The following is a 20,372-nucleotide window of genomic DNA, read 5'->3' on the forward strand; positions in this document are numbered from 1 at the left end:
CTCCCCCGCGTTAAATTTAACTGACCGACCAGGCGATTGCTTGCGTCAAGCAGTTGACCCCTATAGCGGCCAGATCAGCGGGATCAGCAGTGCCGAGAGCAGACCCACCGACAGGTTCAGGGGGATGCCCACCTTCATGAAGTCGGTAAAGCGGTATCCGCCCGGCCCATACACAAGCGTATTGGTCTGATACCCGATAGGCGTGGCAAAGCTACAGGACGCGGCAATCATCACCGCCACGACAAGCGGTCGCGGATCGACGCCAAGCGCCTGCGCCAAACCGATGGCGATCGGCGTAACCACCACGGCCACCGCGTTGTTCGACACCAGTTCCGTCAAAACTGAGGTCAGCAGATAAATCGCCCAGATCAGCAGCGGCCCCGGCAGCATCCCCATATAGGGCGCCGCGCCGCGCACGATCAGCTCTACCGCGCCGGATGCCTGAAGCGCCGCGCCTATCGCGAGCATCGAGAAGATCAGCGACAGCAAACGCCCGTCCACGAAGGAGAACGCCTCATCCGCGTCAATGCAGCGGGTGAGAAACACCATCGCCACGGCAAAAACGGACAACATCAGGATTGGCGCGATGCCGAAAGCCGCAAGGATCACGATACCGAACAGGGCGATGATCGCAATCGGGGCGTGGTTGCGGCGAAACGCGCGGGCCGAGGGCTTGGTCACATCCACCAGTTCCATCTCGCTGGCAAGCCGCTGGATGTCGGCAGGCGCGCCTTCCAGAAGCAGCGTGTCGCCGACGCGCACCACCAACTCGTCAAGCTGACGACCGATATTCTGGTTCCGACGGTGCACAGCCAGAGGATAGACCCCGTAGCGACGGCGCAAACGCAACGCGCCAAGGCTGCGCCCGACCATCTTGCAGCCCGGCGTGATCAGCACCTCGACCGTCGACGTCTCTACCGCCGAGACCTGATCCACGCGCTTGAGTTCGCGGTTCGATTGCAGGCTGAGAATTTCTGTCATCTGCGTGCGTAACACCACGCGGTCGCCAACCTGGAGCGTGACCGCCTTGAGATCGCGGCGCAGCGATGTGTCGCCGCGCACAACGTCGATCAGCCGCACCCCTTCGCGTTTGAAAAGCTGCACGCCGGTGACTTCGCGGCCGATCAGGTTGCTGTCGGGGGGAATCACCGCCTCGGTGAAGAACTTCATCCGACTTTTGTCGGACAGCATCATCGCCATGCTGTCGCGGTCCGGCAGCAGGATGGGCCCCAGAAAGCGCAGATAGAACATCCCCCAGGCCACCAGCGCCAGGCCAAGCGGCGTGACCTCGAAGATGCTGAACGGTTCCAGCCCGGCAGAGCGCGCAACGCCGTCGACCAGCAGGTTGGTCGATGTCCCGATCAGGGTAAGCGTGCCGCCCAGGATCGCCGCATAGCTCAGCGGGATCAGCAGCTTCGAGGCCTGAATGCCCAAGGTGCGCGACAGTTGCACGAAAACCGGAATCATCACCACGACCACAGGCGTGTTGGATACAACCGCAGAAGAGGCCAGCACGAAGGCCAGCATCATGCCAATGGCCAGCCGCGGGTTCTTTTGCGCCTGCTTGTCAGCGAGAGAGGTGAACGCCTCCAGCGCGCCGGTGCGCACCAACGCGCCCATCACGATGAACATCGCGGCAATCGTCCATGGGGCGGGGTTGGACAACACGGCGAGCGCGTCGTCATAGGGCAAAACGCCGGTGGCCAACATGACCGACGCCCCCGCAATGGCCACCACCTCTGTCGGGTAGGTCTCACGCAGGAACAGCACGAACATGGCCGCCACGACAGCCAGGGCAAACATGGCTTGTCCGGTTTGCGACAATTCGAAGAGTTGCATCAGCCTGCCCGGCCCCCGCTCTTGTTTTCAGACTGCATTCTGACCTGTGCCGAGGTCGGGGGCAAGCGCCGCGCGTGGTCTTGGCTGCATAACCGCTACGCCGACCAGCAGACTTTTCGCAACCAGTTGCTGTAAAAACATCCCCCCGGACGGCATGTGCCCGGTGCCTCCGGCCAACATCGCCATCAGCGGCCGGGCCCTGCGCGCTGCCGCGGCACCGCCTTGGGTCAGCACGACAAATGACAGCGCAAGCGCACCTGTCATGGCGCGGCAGGCTCCAACCGGCCACCGCGGCGGATCATGTGGATTGAGGTCGCACGACCGGTGCGGTCATCCGTCTCGACCAACACGCCCGACAATGTCGCCTCGCCCCGTGCGGGCTGGAACCGTTCCTTGGCCATGCCGGTCACGAAACGGCGCATCGGTTCCGCCTTTTCCATGCCGATGACAGAGTTGTAATCGCCGCACATACCGGCATCGGTCAGATACCCCGTGCCGCCGGGAAGGATCTGCGCGTCCGCCGTGGGCACATGCGTATGGGTGCCGACGACAAGGCTGGCGCGGCCATCGCAGTAATGCCCCATCCCCATCTTCTCGGATGTGGCTTCGCAATGCATATCCACCAAAATCATCTGCGCCTGCCCACCCAGCGGATGCTTGCGCAGCACCTCGTCCACGGCGCTGAACGGATCGTCATAGGCGCGTTTCATGAAGACCTGCCCCAGAACCTGAAGCACCAGAACCTTGCGGCCCCGCCGATCCGTGAACAGGCCGTGTCCACGCCCCGGCGCGCCCTTGGCAAAGTTGAGCGGCCTCAGAATACGCGTCTCGCCCTCGATATGACGCAGCATGTCTTTCTGGTCGAAGGCGTGATCGCCGAGCGTGACACAATCCGCGCCCGCCTCTAGCAACAGCTTGGCGTGTTCACCAGTCAGCCCCATGCCGTGGGAGGCGTTCTCGCCATTCACGACGGTGAAATCGACGCACAGATCGGCCTGCAACTGACGCAAGCCGGTGCTGATAGCCGTGCGCCCGGCGCGGCCCATCACGTCTCCTAGGAAAAGTGTTCTCATACCCGATCCCTAGGCTGGCGCGGCGCGAAGGGCAAGGGGCGGCCAATCCTGCCGCCTCGTCTTTTGCGTCGCATCATTGTCAACTGGACCATGGCCGCCCGAGCGACGCAAAGCGCCAGACACGCGCTTGCCGGACGCATCTTGCGTCCGGCCCCGGGCGTCGCCCGCAGGGCGGCGCTGATCCAGTGCGCGCATGGCGCGCTCAATGTGGAAGCGGCCAACCGGCGGATCAGGGCGTGAGGATGCCGGTCTCGGTAACGATCATGTCCAGCTTCTGATCGGTGGGTTCAAGCGGCAGATCCGTCGCTTCCTGTGCGGCAAATGCAAACCCTATCGCCAGCGTCGGGCGATGCTCGCACAATCCCTCCAGCGTCCGGTCGTAGAACCCTCCACCATAGCCCAGACGGTCGCCCTTGCGCGTGAACGCAACCAAAGGAATAATCAGGATCTCAGGCACCATCAGACGTTCCGTTGCGGGCACCTGCGCCCCGAACGGCCCATCGACCAAATCACGATCCGGCTCCCACAGGCTGAACACCAATGGCTGCCCCGCCCCGCGGATCACCGGCACACCGACCGGACCGTGGGCGCTGGCTTCGGCCATTGCAGCCAGAGGGTCGATCTCGGTCCGCATCGGCATGTACCCAGCCAGAGGAACGCCGCGATACCCGGCCAGCACCTCTGACAGGGCCCCGGCCTGCCCCGGTGCGCGCATTTCGAACGCCTGTTTGCGGCGCGCAAAAGCGGCTTTGCGGGCCGCATCCTTTTGTTCCGCCAGTGTCATAGCAGCACCAGAACAGCGAGGCCCAGAAACGCAAGAAAGCCCACAATATCCGTCACCGTGGTGACGAACGCCCCCGATGCCAGCGCCGGATCGACGCCCACGCGCTGCAAGATCACCGGAATCGCGGTTCCCGCAAGACCAGCGATCACAAGATTGATGACCATGGCCGCAGCAATCACATAACCAAGCTGCCAGGAACCGAACCAGACAAGACCCACGATCCCCATGATCAGCGCAAAGATCAGCCCGTTGATCAGCCCGACCAGCACTTCACGTCGAAGCACTCGCCAGACGTTGGCCCCGGTCAGGTCCTTGGTTGCCAGAGCGCGCACCGCGACGGTCAGTGATTGCGTGCCCGCATTGCCCCCCATCGAGGCCACAATCGGCATCAGAACGGCCAGCGCCACAAGGCTTGCAATCGCGCCCTGGAACTGGGCAATCACCAGCGAGGCCAGCACCGCCGTCACCAGATTGACCCCCAGCCATGGCAGCCGCTGGCGCGTGGTTTCCAGCACCCTGTCCGACAGGCTCGATTCCTCGCCAACACCGGCCAGACGCAGGATGTCCTCTTCATGCTCTTCGTCCAGAACGGTCATCGCGTCGTCAATGGTGATCATACCGATCAGACGGCCCTCATCATCGACAACAGGTGCCGAAATCAGGTGATACTGGTTGAACGCATAGGCAACATCGCCCTCATCCTGCGTCACCGGAATGACCCGGAACATCTGCTCTGTCAGATCGCGCAGGGGCACGTCGCGTCGTGACGCCATGATCTTGCCAAGCGTGACATTGCCAATCGGATGCAAGCGCGGATCGACGAGGATCACATGGTAGAACTGCTCCGGCAGGTCGTCCTGGCCGCGCAGATAGTCGATCGCCTGGCCCACCGTCCAATGCTCGGGTGCCATCACCACCTCGGTCTGCATCAGGCGACCGGCAGAATATTCCGGATAGTTCAGCGACCGCTGCACCGCATCCCGGTCGGAATCCTCCAGCGCGTCCAGAATGGCGTCGTGCTGGGTCTCTTCGAGATCCTCCAGCAGATCGACCACATCGTCGCTGTCCATCTCGCGGACGGCATCGGCAAGCACATCCGGCTTGAGGATCGAGATCACTTCTTCGCGGATCACCTCATCCAGTTCGGACAGGATTTCGCCGTCGAATTCCTTGTCATAAAGCAGGATCAGACGGCGCCGGTCGAACGGATTGATCTGTTCAAGAAGGTCGGCAATATCGGCCGCATGCAGCGGCTCCAGCAGTTCGACAAGCTGTTCGCGGTCCTCGACATCGACAGCATAGAGGATCGCCGCGATCGCCTTTTTTTCCAGCGAGTAGGCCTGCTCTTCTGATTCTGTCTCGGGGATCAGGTCCTCGGTTTCTTCAGACATGCGCCCCCTCGGTTTGGTGTTGAATAGATGGTATCTGATTGACGTCGCGAACAACAGACATTGCAGAGATTTACCTTTGGAACAACGCATTTTACGGTGTTTCGGAAAAGGAACCGCACCATGACCGCAACAACCCTCTTGACCGGGCAGACCCTGACATTCAACGCCCGCCCCGGCCTGACCAGCCCGGAGGGCGCAGCGATTTACGACAGTGCGGGGGGCGTGCTGATCAAGGGCGGGAGGATCGTGGCGACCGGTTCCACGGCAAAGCTGCGTGCCGCCCACCCGGATGCCGAGGAAATCGCTTATGGCGATGCGCTGATCCTGCCCGGCTTTGTCGATGCGCATGCGCATTATCCGCAGACCGCGATGATCGCGAGCTGGGGCAAACGGCTGATCGACTGGCTCAACAGCTATACCTTTCCCGAAGAGATGCGTTTTGGTGATCCCGCCTATGCTTCAGAGATCGCCGGTCGCTATCTTGACTTGTTGCTGGCACATGGCACCACGACGGTGTGCAGCTTTTGCACCGTACATCCGCAAAGCGTCGACGCGTTCTTCGAGGCGGCGCAGGCCCGTGGGATGCGCGTGCTGGGCGGCAAGACCTGCATGGACCGCAATGCGCCCGAGGGTCTGACCGACAGCCCGCAGCAGGCCTATGACGAAAGCCGCGCCTTGCTGGACCGGTGGCACGGGGTTGACCGCTTGGGCTATGTCATCACGCCACGCTTCTCGCCGACCTCGACGCCAGAGCAGCTGTCGGCACTGGGGGCATTGTGGTCAGAGAACCCCGATTGCCTGATGCAGACCCATCTTAGTGAGCAGACCGACGAGATCGCCTGGGTAAAACGGCTCTTCCCGCAGGCGCGCGATTATCTCGATACCTATGAAATGTACGGGTTGCTGGGCGAAAACGGGCTTTACGGTCATTCGATCCATCTGGAACCGCGCGAACGCGACCGGCTGGCAGAGGTGGGCGCAGCACTGGTGCATTGTCCAACCTCCAACACGTTCATCGGCTCCGGCCTGTTCGACATGGCCGGCCTTGTCGCGGAAGGCCAGCGCATTGGGCTGGCCACCGATACCGGCGGCGGGTCGGATTTTTCAATGCTTCGCACGATGTGCGCGGCCTATGAGGTGGCGCAGTTGCGCGGTCAGCCCTTGCATCCGGCGTTTCTGTTGTGGCTGGCAACGGCAGGTTCGGCAGAAGCCCTGCGTCAGGGCGAGCATATTGGCGCGCTGGCACCGGGGATGGAGGCCGACATCTGCGTTCTGGATCTGAGTTCCACACCGGCAATCGCGCAGAGATCCCGCCGCGCAAACGACATTTGGGAAGCAGTGTTCCCGACTATAATGATGGGCGACGACCGCGCCATCCGTGATGCATGGATCGGTGGAAACCTGGTTTTTCCAAAAGGAGCGCGCTGAAGCGCACAACCTGTCACACTGCCCTACGGGCAGCGCCGAGGAGGCGATCAAGCGCATCTCTGCCCTCCATACTGTGGAAAGAGGCACGATACGAACCTGTTGAAGAACGCGTAGCCCTGCGGCAGGAAAAGACGAAACGGGCATTTGACGATCTTAAAACATGGCTCTCGCCGAAATTTCCTAATATCTCTGGAAAATCGATGTTGCAGCAGCCATCGATATGCGCTCGGCCGCACCCCAAAGGCGCGAACACATTTCAAAAGCCGCTTTCTTGAACGGGACAACAATATCTGTGTGCGCTCAATCACCCGGCGACTCTCGGACGCAAGGATTATCTGTTCATGTGATCAAAGGGCGGCGGTGACTTATAGAAAAATGGTGGGTGATAAGGGATTTGAACCCCTGACATCTTCGATGTGAACGAAGCGCTCTACCACTGAGCTAATCACCCGTTGCGCCGCGTCTTAGCGTCAGTCTTCGGTCTGTGCAAGAGGATCCTTGCCGCCGACTTGTGCCGCATTGTTCTGGCGCAGATGAAGCGTCGAGACCTGCGCATTGCCGACCAGTTTGCTACGCTTGATCTTGATCTTGCCCATCGGTTGCAGGTTGACCTCGCGCCCTGCTTTCAGCGCCTCGCCCAGAACAGCAAGGGCTGCCTCGATCGCGGGCTTGGCATCACGTTTCTTCACATCGCAGCGCGACACGACAAGTTCGATCAGCTCTTTCTTGCGAAGCTCCGATGCCACGTCGCCTATGGCCGAAACTCGCAGGCTCTCGGCCTCGACTGCGGCGATATCGGTTTGCGCCGGGGCCTGCGCTTTGGCCGCTGCGGGTTTTTTGGCTGTCGATTTTGCAGAGGTGGTTTGTGTGCCTGTCGTGCTGGGTGTGCGGGAAGCTGCCATAGTTGCTAATCCTACCTTTATTCTGCCGATGATCATCAGCGACTGCGTTATTCCAAGGTCTACACAGTTTACGGATGACGATCCACCAATCCGGTGAACTTCTGTCGTCAACACTTTGCCGATGCCCCACGCAGAATGAAAAATGGGCACGCCGAAGCATGCCCATTTCAGTCTTGCTTGTGTTCGCCAGCGATCAGTGCGCAGTCGCCTGCGGGCCTTTCCCATCGACTGATAACGCAGCGGCGGCGGCTTCTTCGGCGGCCTCGTCCCATTCGATCGGTTCCGGGCTGCGGATAAGCGCGCGTTCCAGCACCTCTGACACATGGCTGACCGGGATGATTTCCAACCCGCTTTTGACGTTATCGGGAAGCTCGACCAGATCCTTTTCGTTCTCTGCCGGAATGAGCACGGTCTTGACCCCGCCTCGCAACGCCGCCAACAGCTTTTCCTTGAGCCCGCCGATCGGCATCGCGTTACCGCGCAGCGACACCTCGCCCGTCATGGCGATGTCCTTACGCACCGGAATCCCGGTCAACACCGACACGATAGACGTGACCATTGCCAGACCGGCCGAAGGACCGTCCTTGGGCGTGGCACCGTCCGGAACGTGAACGTGGATATCCCACTTCTCAAAACGGGGCGGTTTGACCCCGATCTGCGGACTGATCGACCGCACATAGCTGGATGCGGCGTCAATCGACTCTTTCATCACGTCGCCCAACGTGCCGGTGGTCTTCATCCGGCCCTTGCCCGGCAGGCGCAGCGCTTCGATATGCAACAGATCGCCACCGACGGAGGTATAGGCAAGGCCCGTCACCACGCCGACCTGATGCTGTTCTTCCGTCAGTCCATAGCGGTGTTTCCGCACGCCGAGGAAATCATCAAGATTGTCCGATGAAACCTCAACCTTGTCGGTTTCGCGCTTCACGATCTTCGTCACGGACTTCCGTGCCAGCTTGGCCAGTTCCCGCTCCAGATTCCGCACACCGGCTTCGCGTGTGTAGTAGCGAACGATGTCGGTGATCGCTTCGTCGGTCACCTCGAACTCGCCCTTCTTCAGACCGTGGTTCTTGACCTGCTTGGACAGCAGATGCCGCTTGGCGATCTCCAGCTTTTCATCCTCGGTGTAGCCCGACAGCGGAATGATCTCCATCCGGTCAAGCAACGGCCCAGGCATGTTATAGCTGTTGGACGTGGTGATGAACATCACGTTGCTGAGGTCGTATTCCACCTCAAGATAGTGGTCCATGAACGTAGAGTTCTGTTCCGGATCAAGCACTTCCAGCATCGCCGAGGCGGGGTCGCCACGGAAATCCTGGCCCATCTTGTCGATCTCGTCGAGCAGGATCAGCGGGTTTGTCGTCTTCGCCTTTTTCAGCGCCTGAATGATCTTGCCCGGCATGGAGCCGATATAGGTCCGGCGGTGACCGCGGATCTCGGATTCGTCGCGCACGCCGCCAAGGCTGATGCGGATGAATTCGCGGCCCGTGGCGCGCGCAACCGACTTACCCAAGCTGGTTTTACCAACACCCGGAGGGCCGACAAGGCACATGATCGGGCCTTTCAGCTTTTTCGAGCGTTGTTGCACGGCGAGGTATTCGACGATGCGTTCCTTGACCTTGTCGAGGCTGTAGTGATCGTCATCCAGCACCTTCTGTGCCCGACCCAGATCTTTCTTGACGCGAGACTTCACGCCCCACGGGATCGACAGCATCCAGTCCAGATAGTTGCGCACCACCGTTGCCTCTGCGGACATCGGCGACATGTTTTTCAGCTTCTTGATCTCGGCATCGGCCTTTTCGCGGGCCTCTTTGGACAGCTTGGTCTTGGCGACCCGCTCTTCCAGTTCGGCAACCTCGTTCTGGCCGTCTTCGCCATCGCCAAGCTCCTTCTGAATGGCTTTCATCTGCTCATTCAGATAGTACTCGCGCTGGGTCCGCTCCATCTGACTTTTGACGCGGGTCTTGATCTTTTTCTCGACTTGCAGAACAGACATTTCGCCCTGCATCAGGCCGTAAACCTTCTCCAGCCGCTCGCTGACGGACAGCGTTTCCAAAAGCTCCTGCTTTTGCTCGACCTCGATGCCCAGATGACCGGCCACAAGATCGGCCAGTTTGGCAGGCTCGGTCGTGTCGGAGACCGCGCTCAGCGCTTCTTCGGGGATGTTCTTCTTGACCTTGGCATAGCGTTCGAACTCGTCGCCAACGGTGCGCAGCAGCGCGGAAATCGCTGCCGTGTCACCGGGGATCTCGGTCAGATACTCTGCCGAAGCCTCGAAAAAATCATCATTATCGACATAGTCGGTGATCCGCACCCGCGCCTGACCTTCGACCAGCACCTTGACGGTGCCATCGGGAAGTTTCAGCAATTGCAAGACGTTGGCAAGCACGCCTGCACGAAAAATACCGTCGCTGTCGGGATCATCGACGGCAGGGTCAATCTGGCTGGACAGCAGGATCTGCTTGTCATCGGCCATCACCTCTTCCAATGCCCGGACAGATTTTTCACGTCCGACAAACAGCGGCACGATCATATGCGGGAACACCACGATATCGCGCAGCGGCAGCACTGGATAGGATGCGTTGAGGGGCTGTTGCATGCTCATTCCTTATTATTGGCAAGACGGTCTGGCCCCGAATTTCGGCAGCGCTGTCCGTCTCCTGTCTGGTCTCAAGATTTGGGGCCTAGCGTCCCCGTTTTCAACCGTCTCCACGTTTTCACGCCAGAATGACCGCGTGACACGGGGACCGCAACCACGCAATTGTGGGTAAAGCCAAAAAACGGCAACCTGCGCACCCGACGACAACCCGTCGAGTGAGCAGGTGTCGGTCCCACCAACAAGGGCCAGGGTCGCAACAACCCAAATTGTCTAACTATCGGCGTTTTTTGTCAGCAGGTCTGCATTTGCAGAACTCATGCACAGTACATGCGTCGGCGCGGCGGGCGGTGCCTGCGTGCAGGTCTGGCCACCTGTGCTGCTGTCGATCCCGGTCATTTCCGGAGAGGTGCCGCCAATCATCGCGAGATGTATGGCCCAAACCGACCGAATGTAAAAAGCCGTTTTCCTTCCCCGCCGGGACCGGACAAGACTCCGATGACGGCCGCTACTGTTCGAAGATCTCTGTGCGGATCTAACAATAGCGGCTAGAGCTTTTCGATATCGCCCATCTCACGCTGGCGGTGGAAATCAACCTCCCAATCGGCGAACCTGCCTTGGGCAATGGCATCCCGCATTCCTTGCATGATTTCTTGGTAGTAATGCAGATTGTGCCAGGTTAGCAGCATGCCTGAAATCATCTCCTGCGCCCGGAAAACGTGATGTAGATAGGCGCGTGAATAGCCTTGGCAGGTCGGGCAAGAGCAATCTTCATCCAAGGGGCGCGGGTCATCGGCATGGCGCGCATTCTTGATGTTCACCTGCCCGCGACGTGTCCATGCCTGCCCGGTGCGCCCAGACCGCGACGGCAGCACGCAATCCATCATGTCGATGCCCCGCTTGACGGCACCAACGATGTCATCAGGCTTGCCCACGCCCATCAGGTAGCGCGGCTTGTCAGTGGGAAGCATCGCAGGCGCATAGTCCAGCACGCCGAACATCGCCTCCTGCCCCTCGCCCACGGCCAGCCCGCCGACCGCGTAGCCGTCAAATCCGATGACGGTCAGCGCTTCGGCGCTCTCGGCGCGCAAATGTTCCGTCACGCCCCCCTGCATGATGCCGAACAGCGCATGCCCCGGCCGGTCGCCAAACGCATCGCGGGATCGCTGCGCCCACCGCATCGACAGGCGCATGCTTTCGGCCACGCGCTTATCATCGGCAGGCAGGGCGGGACACTCATCGAAACACATCACGATGTCGGACCCCAGAAGCTTCTGGATCTCCATCGAGCGTTCCGGCGTCAGCTCATGCTTCGATCCGTCGATATGGCTGCGGAAGGTCACGCCTTTTTCGGTCAGCTTGCGCAGTTCGGCAAGGCTCATCACCTGAAAGCCGCCCGAATCCGTCAGGATCGGCCGATCCCAATTCATGAACTTGTGCAGCCCGCCCAGACGCGCGATCCGTTCCGCACCGGGGCGCAGCATCAAATGATAGGTGTTGCCCAGCAGGATGTCAGCGCCGGTCGCGCGCACCGAGTCCGGCATCATTGCCTTGACCGTGGCCGCGGTGCCCACAGGCATGAAAGCCGGTGTCCGAATGTCCCCTCGCGGGGTCGAGATCACACCGGTCCGCGCCGCGCCGTCCGTGGCAGTGAGAGAGAAGGAAAATCGCGTCATGCGCCCTCCTTTGCAGCAAGCGACGCAGCTTGCCAAGCCCCCGAACGTCGGGGCGCATTGTCTTGCGGGAAGCCGCTTGGCTTGATAGGTGCGGAAACTCACGCTTCACGCGAAGGACAAACGTCATGACGGAAACACTGACCTTCGGCTGGGAAGAATGGGTTGCCCTGCCCGATCTCGGATTGCCTGCGCTCAAGGTCAAGGTCGACACCGGGGCGCGTACCTCGGCCCTGCATGCGTTCGACATTGAGACCTTCGGTCCGGCGACGCGCCCGAAAGTGCGTTTCACCATCCACCCGATACCGGGACGGGACGACCTGATCATCCCGTGTTCCGCACCCATAATCGACCGACGCGACGTCACCTCGTCGAATGGCGAGGCCGAACCCCGCTATGTCATCTCGACGCCGATGAAAGTGGGCAATGAGAGCTGGGACATCGAGATCACGCTGACCAACCGCGCCAATATGGCCAGCCGGATGTTGCTGGGCCGACAGGCGCTGAAAGATCACATCCAGATCGTCGCGACCGATCGGTTCTGCCAACCGGAACTCAGCTATGACGTGTATCATTCCACCAAGGTTCGCAAATCCGCGCCCAACCGCGCGCTGCGCATCGCCGTTCTCAGCCGCGAGAACAATTACTCCACCCGCCGCCTCGTCGAAGAGGGCGAAGAGCGTGGACATTCGGTAGAGGTCATCGACACCACGCGCTGCTACATGGCGATCAACCAACTGGCCCCCGAAGTGCATTACGACGGCAAACGCCTGCCCCGCTATGATGCGGTCATCCCGCGCATCGGCGCGTCCATCACGCCCTATGGCACGGCCGTGATCCGGCAGTTCGAAACCATCGGCACCTATTGCTTGAACGGCTCGGCAGGCATCACCGCCAGCCGCGATAAACTTCATGCCCACCAAGTGCTGGCCTCGCAAAAGATCGGGATGCCGACAACCGCCTTCGCAGCCAGCCCCAAGGACACGTCCAACCTGATCGGACTGGTCGGACAGGCCCCGCTGATCGTCAAACTGCTCGAATCCACCCAAGGCAAAGGCGTCGTCCTGGCGGAAACCAAAAAGGCCGCCGAATCCGTCATCGACGCATTTCGCGGCCTGCGCGCAAATTTCCTGGTGCAACAATTCGTGAAGGAATCCGCAGGCGAAGACATCCGTTGTCTGGTGATCGCGGGCAAGGTCGTGGCCTCGATGAAACGCACCGGTGCCGAAGGTGATTTCCGGTCCAACCTGCATCGCGGCGGCAGCGCCACATCTGTGCGCATCACCAAAGAGGAGCGCGACACCGCCCTGCGCGCTGCCCGTGCCTTCAACCTTGGCTTGGCCGGCGTCGACCTTCTGCGCTCTGACACGGGCCCAAAGGTACTGGAGGTCAATTCCTCGCCCGGCCTGGAAGGCATTGAAAAGGCCTCGAACAAAAACATTACCGGTCTGCTCTATGACAGCATCGAGGCCCGCGCCCGCCCCGCGCCGGTACGGCGCAGAAAGCTACCTGCCAAATCCATCCAGCCGCCTACGACCTGACCTCTCACCTCCCCCCCCAGCCAATTCTCATTGGCAAAAATACTCCGGGGAGTGTGAGGGGCTGGCCCCTCACTCCTGAAAGCGCCACATCCACCGCCGCCCGGTCAGCACGGCGACGTCGCCCCCCAAAAAGCCCTGTTCCCCTATCTATTGCCCAAAATGCCGCGCGGCATCTTTCCATCCGCCCCTTTACCCGGCACCTCCCATTTCCTATATGTTTGGTCAGGAAAGAACAGGACAGCCCAAATGAATGACGCGCAACCGCCCATGGAGGGCACGCCGCTGATCGAGCCATCCAGCACGGACCACCCGCTATATGACAGCGTGGTGGAAGCGTGCCGCTCGGTCTATGACCCTGAAATCCCCGTAAATATCTATGACCTCGGGCTGGTCTACACAATTGATATAAGCCCCGAAAACGAGGTCCGCGTTGTGATGACGCTTACCGCACCCGGTTGCCCGGTGGCAGGCGAGATGCCGGGATGGATCGCCGATGCGGTCGAACCGCTGCAAGGGGTGAAGCAGGTCGATGTGGATCTGACTTGGGAGCCGCCTTGGGGCATGGAGATGATGTCCGACGAAGCAAGGCTGGAACTGGGCTTCATGTAAGCAAGCGCGCCGCTTCGCGCCGCGCACCGCACCGCACTGATAGGCATCAACAAACCCTCGTTGTCTATATTGTGTCCAGCGGCGTCAATCGCGGTCAACGAAATCCGGCCGACCCCGCCAGATGCCAACGTTTCGCTTGAGCAGTGCCGCGGATCTCTTGAGAAATTCGAAACCGGGACCTATCTTGAGGTCAAGGCAAGGAGATATATCGAAATGTTCGGCATTCCCGGAAAGTCCCCGATCAGCATGACCCCCAATGCCATTCGCCAGATCACCCGGTTGATGGACAAGGAAGGGCGCGCTGGTTTGCGCATCGGCGTCAAGAAGGGCGGCTGCGCGGGCATGGAATACACCATGGACTACGTCGATCAGGCCGATCCGAATGACGAGGTCGTCACCCAGGACGGGGCCTGCGTCATGATCGCTCCGATGGCCCAGATGTTTCTCTTCGGCACCGAGATTGATTACGAAACCTCGCTGCTTGAATCCGGGTTCCGCTTCAACAATCCCAATGTCGCCGATGCCTGCGGCTGTGGTGAATCCATCAAATTCAAGGATGTCGAAGAACTGGATCCTGACGCGATCACCACAACGCGCTAGGGGCTTTTCCTGCGCCGCCAACGCGATATTCCATCTCTGATCGCGTACCCTTCTGTCCCCACAAGCCGCTTGCCCTTGACGGCCCGTCTTACGCCGCCATGATGTGCGCAAATCGCATGCCGCCATGATGTGCGCAAATCGCATGAAGGGACCGAGATGAGACGCAAACTTGCCGCCGGAAACTGGAAGATGAACGGTACTGCCGCCGCTCTGGAAGAGTTGGCGGAGATCGCCAATGGCCCCGAGCCCGCCGCCTGCGATGTGCTGATCTGCCCGCCTTCGACGCTGTTGTCACGCGCCGCCGAGGCAATCCAAGGCAAACCTGTCTCCATCGGCGGCCAGGATTGTCATGCCGAGGCCACAGGCGCGCATACCGGCGACATTTCCGCTACCATGCTGGCGGATGCGGGGGCGACCCATGTCATCTTGGGTCATTCCGAAAGGCGTCAGGACCACGACGAGCATGACGACGCCATCCGCGCCAAGGCCCGCGCTGCGTTTGATTCCGATTTGATCGCGGTGATCTGCGTCGGTGAAAGCCTTGCAGAGCGCGAGTCGTCCAACACGCTCGACATCATTGGCGGACAGCTTTCAGGCTCTGTCCCGGACAGCGCCACCGGCCACAATCTGGTGATCGCCTATGAACCGATCTGGGCCATCGGTACTGGCAAGGTTCCGACAACCGACCAGATCGGCGAGGTGCATGATTTCATCCGCACGCGACTGGAGCGGCGCTTTGGCGCGGGCGTCGGGCGGTCGGTCCGTATCCTCTATGGCGGGTCGGTCAAAGCCTCGAATGCCGAAGAGATTTTCGCGGTGTCGAATGTCGATGGCGCACTTGTCGGCGGGGCCAGCCTGAAGGCCTCGGACTTCCTGCCGATCATCGCCGCACTAGACGCGAGCGCGACATAACCGGACCTTTACTTACGCAGGAATTTGCCGCGCGCCCCTCGGGTCGCGCGGCGTTCTTTTGTCAGGTCAGGGGATCAGCACCGAAGGCAACCATGTGGCCAGTGCGGGAATGTAGCTGACGGCCAGCAGCACCAGAATATTGGTCGCAAGGAATGGCAGGATGGCCACCACCACCGGCGCCAAAGGCAGGCGCGCGATGCCTGCGCAGACAAAAAGGCACACGCCCACCGGCGGCGTTGTCAGACCGATCATCAGGTTCAGCACTGCGAAGGTGGCAAAGTGCAACGGGTCAATCCCCACAGCCTGCGCCAGCGACAGAAGCGGCACAAACAGGATGATCAGTGCGGCAATCGTTTCCATGAACATGCCAACGAACAGCAACAGCAGGTTGATGATCAGGATCACCATGAACTTGTTGCCTGTCAGCGAAAGCACGCCCTCGGCGATTGCCTGCGGGATATGTTCCGACACCAGAATCCAGCCAAACACATTGGCAAAGCCCACCAGCGCAAGGATACCCGCAGCCGACACTGCACTGTCCACCACGATGCCCGGCAGTTTGGACACTTTCAACTCGCGGTAGATGAAGGCCCCGACCATGAAGGCGTAGACCGACGCAACAACGGCCGTTTCTGTCGGCGTGGCCAAGCCCGACAGCAGACCGTAGATGATCAGGAAGGTCATCGCCAGCGCCCAGAAAGCCCCGCCGAAGGACCGGACGACCTCACCCGCACCTTGCCACGGCTGGCGCGGAAAATCGCGGCGCGCCGAAATCACGAAGCAGGTCACCATCATCGCCAGCCCCATCAGGATACCCGGTACGGCACCCGCAAGGAACATCTTGCCGACCGAGATACCGGACAGCGCGCCGACAATAATCATCGGCACAGAGGGCGGAATGATCGGCCCGACGGTCGATGAGGCTGCGGTGACTGCGGCAGCGAAATCAGCGGGATAGCCCGCTTTCTTCATCCCCGGTATCATCACCCCACCGATCGAGGCCGCATCGGCCACAGCCGTGCCGGTGATGCCACCGAACAGCATGGAGGCAGCGATGTTTGTCAGACCCAGCCCGCCGCGGATCCAGCCGACCAGCGAATTGGCAAAGCGGATGATACGCTCTGTTATGCCGCCCTGATTCATCAGGTTGCCCGCAAGGATGAAGCCCGGAATCGACAGCAGCACGAAAACATCCATGCCCGCATACATCTTTTGCGGCATGACGACGGGCGGTATCCCCGCCAGCAGCAGATAGGCCAACGACGAGACCCCAAGCGTGATCGCAACCGGAACGCCAGCGACTAGGCCGCCGACGAAGACCAGAAACAAAACCGTGACATCCATTGCTCAGTCCTCTTCGGGCTTGCGGGGTTTGCCATCTTCGGTGCCGGTCAGCATTCCGACGACGCGCAGGCTTGCAAACAGGGCCAGCAGCGCCAGCATCAGCCAGACCGTAAAATGGACGTAGTGCATTTTGATCCCCAATGCGGGGGCGGTCTGCATCTTTCCGATGGAGACGTATTTCCAGGCATGCGGCAGCAGGTAGATCGCCAGCCCAGCGGTGACGATGCCCGCGAAGAGGCGCAGCAACCAAGGCATGCGACCCGGCAGCGACTCGCAGACGACATCGACGTTCACCAGATCACCGGTGCGAAAAGAAAGCCCCGCACCAAATGCCACCGAGAACAGCAGCGCGTAACGCGTCAGTTCCTCGGTCCAGACCGGAGAGCTGCCGATGAAGCGCCCCACCACCTGTATCAACACCGCGCCGATCAGCACCGAAAAGGAAATTCCGGCCCCGATCCGCGCAAGCTGCACAAGGAGGTCGATTAGTCTTTCTGCGCGTTTCACCATGAGCCCCCTGGACTGAAAGGACAGCGCCGCCCGTCCGGGGCGACGCCGCTTGATCTAGATGTAACCTGTCGCTTATTCAGCGAACAGGCCTTCGACGATCGGCTTGATCTCGTCGCTGACATTGGCCAGCACCGCATCCTTGGCTTTTGCCTGGAAGGCGGCACCATCAACCTCTACGAATGTCATGCCGTTTTCCTCCAGATAGGCACGGTCGGCGGCGATGCTTTCGTTGAACAGTTCCCGCTCATAGGCCTGCGCGCGCGAGGCGGCCTCCATCACGGCACCCTGATCTTCTTCGGACAGGCTCGCCCAAGTGCTTTCCGCGATGGTCAGGTAAATCCACGAACGGACATGCTCTGTCATGTTGACGTGGCTCTGCACTTCGTTAAAGCTCGCTGACCGGATCAGTGCCAGCGGGTTCTCCTGCGCCTCGATGGTGCCGTTCTGAAGTGAGGTGAACACTTCGGAGAACGCCATCGGGCCGGGGTTCGCGCCAAGCGCCTTCCACACGTCGATGAACAGCGGCACGTTCGGCACGCGCATTTTCAAACCGTTCAGATCATCCGGCGAAGTGATCGGCCGGTTGGATGTCAGGTTGCGCGGTCCGCGCGCGAAATGCGCGATGGGGCGGATCTGCACCTTCTCGATGATCTGCGCCTTGATCTGATCGCCGATCTCGCCACTGGCGACTTCATCCATGTGCTCCAGCGACTTGTAGGCATAGGGAACCGCCAGCAGGGCTGCCATCGGTGCCCAGTTTTGCAGGGACTCTCCGGTGATGGTCATGTCAACCGTGCCAAGCTGCATGCCGTTGATCAGGTCGATTTCCTTGCCCAGGCTTTCATTCGGGAACACCTCAACGGTAATGCGCCCGTCTGTCAGCGCGGTCAGCTCTTCGCCGAACCTGACCGAGGCCATGTGCCAGGGATTGTCCTCATTGGCCAGATGGCCCAGCTTCAGCGTCATGTCCTGCGCGAAGGCAGGCGCTGTCAACAATGCCGCCACGGTCGCGGCAACGGCTGGAAGTTTCCAATTGAACGTCATGTATCCACTCCTCATAGGATAGGTGCATTGACCGGTTGGGGAAGCTCCCCCGCCGGCAGGTCGAAAAACTCGGGATGCGCGGCAACGATCTGGGTAAGGTCGGAAAGAACCTCGCGCAAATGGGTGCGGATCGCAACATTGGCACCGCGGCGGTCACCATCGGCGATGTGGTCGACAATGGCTTCGTGCTGACCGATCAGCTTGGCCACGGGGAATTGCGACAAGGAAAGATACCGCACACGGTCCATCTGCGATTTCAGCCCCTCCACTTGCTTCCACGCCCCGCCCTTGCCTGCGGCCGCGGCGAGCGTGAAATGAAAGCGTTCATCCAAATGAATGAAATCGCTTGAATCTTTTGGGTCCAAGGCGCGCTGGACATCAAGCTGTTTGCGCAGATTCGACACCAGGCCCGCATCCGGCGACTGCGCCAGAATGCTGACAATATCGGCCTCTATCGCTTCGCGCAGAAAACGCGCGTCCAGAACGACCGAATAGGCGATCTTGTTGACGATCGTGCCGCGCTGCGGACGCACGGCCAGAAGCCCCTGCTCTGCCAGCTTGATAAAGGCCTCACGGACCGGTTGGCGACTGACCTGATGAAGTGCGGCAATTTCGGATTCGGAAATCCGGTTTCCAGGGGTCAGATCATTGTGGATAATACGGTCGCGCAGGATACGGTAGATCTGTGGCGTGATTGGCAATGTCGGGTCCAAAGCCCCTATACCTGTGACAGATGCCGTCATGATTCTACCTCCACGCGCTGAATAACATACTTCCATACTTCCATACTAGGCATTAAACGCAGGGTCTGTTATCACTCAATCATCGCACGACTCGGGAGGAAGTAATGAAACAAACCTGGCGCTGGTTCGGACCAAAAGATCTTGTGTCCATAGATGACGTTGCCCAGGCGGGCGCGACCGGCATTGTCACCGCCCTGCACCACATCCCGACGGGGGATGTGTGGTCCAAGGAAGAGATTGCCGAACGTCAACGCGTGATTGCGCACATGAAAGACGGACGCCCCTCGGGTCTGGCATGGGATGTGGTCGAAAGCCTGCCTGTCAGCGAGGATATCAAGAAGCAGACCGGCAACTGGCGGACCCATATTGCCAATTACCGCGAAAGCCTTGGCAATCTTGCCGATGCCGGGATCGAGGTGATCTGCTACAACTTCATGCCAATACTGGATTGGACCCGCACGGATCTTGCCTGGCGCCTGCCCAACGGTGGCACTTGCATGCGGTTCGACCTGACCGACTTTGCCGCATTTGACCTGCATATCCTCGAACGTCCCGGCGCTGCCGAGGAGTATGATAAGGCGCTTAAGGATGCCGCAGGCAAACGCTTTGCAGAGATGGATGACGCCCATCGTTCGCAACTGCTGCGCAACCTCGTGTTCGGCCTTCCCGGCGCGGCCGAGAATTTTTCGCTGGAAGATGTGCGCACGCATCTGGCCGAATATGCCGCGATCAGCGAGGATCAGTTGCGCGCAAATCTCGTTACCTTCCTCGAAGAGGTCGTGCCCACGGCGGAAAAGCTGGGCTTGCGGCTGTGCTGCCATCCTGACGATCCTCCCGTACCGCTGCTGGGCCTGCCGCGCATCATGTCGACCGAGGCGCATTACAAGGCGGTAATGGATGCTGTGAACTCGCCCGCCAGTGGCATCACACTGTGTTCCGGTTCCCTTGGTGCGCGGCCTGACAACGATCTGCCGGGTATGATGGAGCGTCTTGGCGACCGGGTGCATTTCCTGCATCTGCGCAACGTCAAACGAGAGTCGGACGAGATTTTCGGATCGTTCTATGAAGCCGAGCATCTGGGCGGCGATACCGATATGGTGGCGCTGGTAGAGGCTGTCTTGCACGAAGAGGCGCGGCGCAAGGCTGCTGGCCGTACCGACTGGTCACTCCCCTTCCGGCCGGATCATGGGCAGGACATCCTTGACGATCTGGGGCGCAGTGCGCAGCCGGGCTATCCTTCTATCGGACGGTTGAAGGGCCTTGCCGAATTGCGCGGAATAATCGCGGCGCTCTCTCCACGCATCACCGCAGAGACATGACAAGCTGCGCCTGACTGACCTTGATCGGGCGAAAGGGACACCCCTTCGCCCTTTCGCGAACATT

General features: G+C 60.4%; 18 protein-coding genes and 1 tRNA gene. 6 read left to right on the forward strand and 13 right to left on the reverse strand.

Annotated elements, in window-relative coordinates; genetic code table 11:
* Positions 1-60: 60 nt before the first annotated feature.
* The 5 genes from B8991_RS08910 to mgtE form a co-directional block, all read right to left on the reverse strand.
* Entirely contained in the window at positions 61-1,839 is a 1,779-nt protein-coding gene (locus B8991_RS08910) for an SLC13 family permease (RefSeq protein ID WP_084352591.1), read from the reverse strand.
* A 27-nt stretch (positions 1,840-1,866) separates the two neighbouring features.
* Positions 1,867-2,103: a hypothetical protein gene (locus B8991_RS08915; protein WP_084352593.1), complete on the reverse strand. Its 237-nt coding sequence runs from the start codon at positions 2,101-2,103 to the stop codon at positions 1,867-1,869.
* Positions 2,100-2,912, reverse strand: a complete 813-nt coding sequence (locus tag B8991_RS08920) for a TIGR00282 family metallophosphoesterase (RefSeq protein ID WP_084352595.1) — start codon at positions 2,910-2,912, stop codon at positions 2,100-2,102. The genes B8991_RS08915 and B8991_RS08920 overlap by 4 nt, the downstream gene beginning before the upstream one ends.
* Positions 2,913-3,141: 229 nt before the next feature.
* On the reverse strand, positions 3,142-3,696 hold the full coding sequence (locus B8991_RS08925; RefSeq protein ID WP_084352597.1) for a 5-formyltetrahydrofolate cyclo-ligase: 555 nt from the start codon (positions 3,694-3,696) through the stop codon (positions 3,142-3,144).
* Positions 3,693-5,087, reverse strand: a complete 1,395-nt coding sequence (gene mgtE, locus B8991_RS08930; RefSeq protein ID WP_084352599.1) for a magnesium transporter — start codon at positions 5,085-5,087, stop codon at positions 3,693-3,695. Before mgtE ends, B8991_RS08925 begins: the two co-directional genes overlap by 4 nt.
* A gap of 120 nt (positions 5,088-5,207) precedes the next feature.
* Here mgtE and guaD point away from each other — a divergent pair, with 120 nt between their 5' ends.
* Positions 5,208-6,515, forward strand: coding sequence for a guanine deaminase (guaD, locus tag B8991_RS08935; RefSeq protein ID WP_084352601.1), 1,308 nt, complete (start codon positions 5,208-5,210; stop codon positions 6,513-6,515).
* 376 nt (positions 6,516-6,891) lie between these two features.
* On the opposite strand, the gene B8991_RS08940 is transcribed toward guaD, so the two are convergent.
* From B8991_RS08940 to tgt, 4 genes are all read right to left on the reverse strand, one after another.
* A tRNA-Val gene (locus B8991_RS08940) sits at positions 6,892-6,966 on the reverse strand.
* A 19-nt stretch (positions 6,967-6,985) separates the two neighbouring features.
* A complete protein-coding gene (locus B8991_RS08945) occupies positions 6,986-7,417 on the reverse strand; it encodes an HU family DNA-binding protein (protein ID WP_084352603.1) in 432 nt (143 codons plus the stop codon).
* A gap of 193 nt (positions 7,418-7,610) precedes the next feature.
* Complete coding sequence (gene lon, locus B8991_RS08950; protein WP_084352734.1) at positions 7,611-10,016, reverse strand: endopeptidase La; 2,406 nt, start codon at positions 10,014-10,016, stop codon at positions 7,611-7,613.
* A gap of 545 nt (positions 10,017-10,561) precedes the next feature.
* Positions 10,562-11,689 (reverse strand): tRNA guanosine(34) transglycosylase Tgt, encoded by a 1,128-nt coding sequence (gene tgt / locus B8991_RS08955; RefSeq protein WP_084352605.1) that lies wholly within the window; start codon positions 11,687-11,689, stop codon positions 10,562-10,564.
* Between the two features lie 125 nt (positions 11,690-11,814).
* Here tgt and rimK point away from each other — a divergent pair, with 125 nt between their 5' ends.
* The 4 genes from rimK to tpiA all read left to right on the forward strand — a co-directional run bounded on the left by rimK (position 11,815) and on the right by tpiA (position 15,348).
* Positions 11,815-13,227: a 30S ribosomal protein S6--L-glutamate ligase gene (gene rimK, locus B8991_RS08960; RefSeq protein ID WP_084352607.1), complete on the forward strand. Its 1,413-nt coding sequence runs from the start codon at positions 11,815-11,817 to the stop codon at positions 13,225-13,227.
* Positions 13,228-13,473: 246 nt separating this feature from the next.
* Positions 13,474-13,836 carry an SUF system Fe-S cluster assembly protein gene (locus tag B8991_RS08965; protein ID WP_084352610.1) on the forward strand — a complete coding sequence of 121 codons (363 nt, stop codon included), beginning with the start codon at positions 13,474-13,476 and terminating at the stop codon, positions 13,834-13,836.
* A gap of 213 nt (positions 13,837-14,049) precedes the next feature.
* Positions 14,050-14,436, forward strand: a complete 387-nt coding sequence (locus B8991_RS08970) for a HesB/IscA family protein (RefSeq protein ID WP_084352735.1) — start codon at positions 14,050-14,052, stop codon at positions 14,434-14,436.
* Positions 14,437-14,592: 156 nt separating this feature from the next.
* A complete protein-coding gene (gene tpiA, locus B8991_RS08975; protein ID WP_084352612.1) occupies positions 14,593-15,348 on the forward strand; it encodes a triose-phosphate isomerase in 756 nt (251 codons plus the stop codon).
* A 66-nt stretch (positions 15,349-15,414) separates the two neighbouring features.
* On the opposite strand, the gene B8991_RS08980 is transcribed toward tpiA, so the two are convergent.
* From B8991_RS08980 to B8991_RS08995, 4 genes are all read right to left on the reverse strand, one after another.
* Entirely contained in the window at positions 15,415-16,692 is a 1,278-nt protein-coding gene (locus B8991_RS08980) for a TRAP transporter large permease (protein ID WP_084352614.1), read from the reverse strand.
* Between the two features lie 3 nt (positions 16,693-16,695).
* Positions 16,696-17,199: a TRAP transporter small permease gene (locus B8991_RS08985; protein WP_084352736.1), complete on the reverse strand. Its 504-nt coding sequence runs from the start codon at positions 17,197-17,199 to the stop codon at positions 16,696-16,698.
* Between the two features lie 75 nt (positions 17,200-17,274).
* A complete protein-coding gene (locus tag B8991_RS08990; protein WP_084352616.1) occupies positions 17,275-18,246 on the reverse strand; it encodes a TRAP transporter substrate-binding protein in 972 nt (323 codons plus the stop codon).
* Between the two features lie 11 nt (positions 18,247-18,257).
* The gene (locus B8991_RS08995; protein WP_084352618.1) at positions 18,258-18,989 is read right to left on the reverse strand and encodes a GntR family transcriptional regulator; all 732 of its coding nucleotides are present in this window, start codon (positions 18,987-18,989) and stop codon (positions 18,258-18,260) included.
* A 104-nt stretch (positions 18,990-19,093) separates the two neighbouring features.
* Here B8991_RS08995 and uxuA point away from each other — a divergent pair, with 104 nt between their 5' ends.
* Complete coding sequence (gene uxuA / locus B8991_RS09000) at positions 19,094-20,308, forward strand: mannonate dehydratase (protein WP_084352620.1); 1,215 nt, start codon at positions 19,094-19,096, stop codon at positions 20,306-20,308.
* Positions 20,309-20,372: the final 64 nt, after the last annotated feature.

This window comes from Primorskyibacter flagellatus (genome assembly GCF_900176485.1).
GTDB lineage: Bacteria > Pseudomonadota > Alphaproteobacteria > Rhodobacterales > Rhodobacteraceae > Primorskyibacter > Primorskyibacter flagellatus.

What these genes read in the sequence shown, in the direction of transcription:
- B8991_RS08910 (WP_084352591.1), bottom strand. Translation starts at nt 1,839, where the DNA reads ATGCAACTCTTCGAATTGTCGCAAACCGGACAAGCCATGTTTGCCCTG.
- B8991_RS08915 (WP_084352593.1), bottom strand. Translation starts at nt 2,103, where the DNA reads ATGACAGGTGCGCTTGCGCTGTCATTTGTCGTGCTGACCCAAGGCGGT.
- B8991_RS08920 (WP_084352595.1), bottom strand. Translation starts at nt 2,912, where the DNA reads ATGAGAACACTTTTCCTAGGAGACGTGATGGGCCGCGCCGGGCGCACG.
- B8991_RS08925 (WP_084352597.1), bottom strand. Translation starts at nt 3,696, where the DNA reads ATGACACTGGCGGAACAAAAGGATGCGGCCCGCAAAGCCGCTTTTGCG.
- mgtE (WP_084352599.1), bottom strand. Translation starts at nt 5,087, where the DNA reads ATGTCTGAAGAAACCGAGGACCTGATCCCCGAGACAGAATCAGAAGAG.
- guaD (WP_084352601.1), top strand. Translation starts at nt 5,208, where the DNA reads ATGACCGCAACAACCCTCTTGACCGGGCAGACCCTGACATTCAACGCC.
- B8991_RS08945 (WP_084352603.1), bottom strand. Translation starts at nt 7,417, where the DNA reads ATGGCAGCTTCCCGCACACCCAGCACGACAGGCACACAAACCACCTCT.
- lon (WP_084352734.1), bottom strand. Translation starts at nt 10,016, where the DNA reads ATGCAACAGCCCCTCAACGCATCCTATCCAGTGCTGCCGCTGCGCGAT.
- tgt (WP_084352605.1), bottom strand. Translation starts at nt 11,689, where the DNA reads ATGACGCGATTTTCCTTCTCTCTCACTGCCACGGACGGCGCGGCGCGG.
- rimK (WP_084352607.1), top strand. Translation starts at nt 11,815, where the DNA reads ATGACGGAAACACTGACCTTCGGCTGGGAAGAATGGGTTGCCCTGCCC.
- B8991_RS08965 (WP_084352610.1), top strand. Translation starts at nt 13,474, where the DNA reads ATGAATGACGCGCAACCGCCCATGGAGGGCACGCCGCTGATCGAGCCA.
- B8991_RS08970 (WP_084352735.1), top strand. Translation starts at nt 14,050, where the DNA reads ATGTTCGGCATTCCCGGAAAGTCCCCGATCAGCATGACCCCCAATGCC.
- tpiA (WP_084352612.1), top strand. Translation starts at nt 14,593, where the DNA reads ATGAGACGCAAACTTGCCGCCGGAAACTGGAAGATGAACGGTACTGCC.
- B8991_RS08980 (WP_084352614.1), bottom strand. Translation starts at nt 16,692, where the DNA reads ATGGATGTCACGGTTTTGTTTCTGGTCTTCGTCGGCGGCCTAGTCGCT.
- B8991_RS08990 (WP_084352616.1), bottom strand. Translation starts at nt 18,246, where the DNA reads ATGACGTTCAATTGGAAACTTCCAGCCGTTGCCGCGACCGTGGCGGCA.
- B8991_RS08995 (WP_084352618.1), bottom strand. Translation starts at nt 18,989, where the DNA reads ATGACGGCATCTGTCACAGGTATAGGGGCTTTGGACCCGACATTGCCA.
- uxuA (WP_084352620.1), top strand. Translation starts at nt 19,094, where the DNA reads ATGAAACAAACCTGGCGCTGGTTCGGACCAAAAGATCTTGTGTCCATA.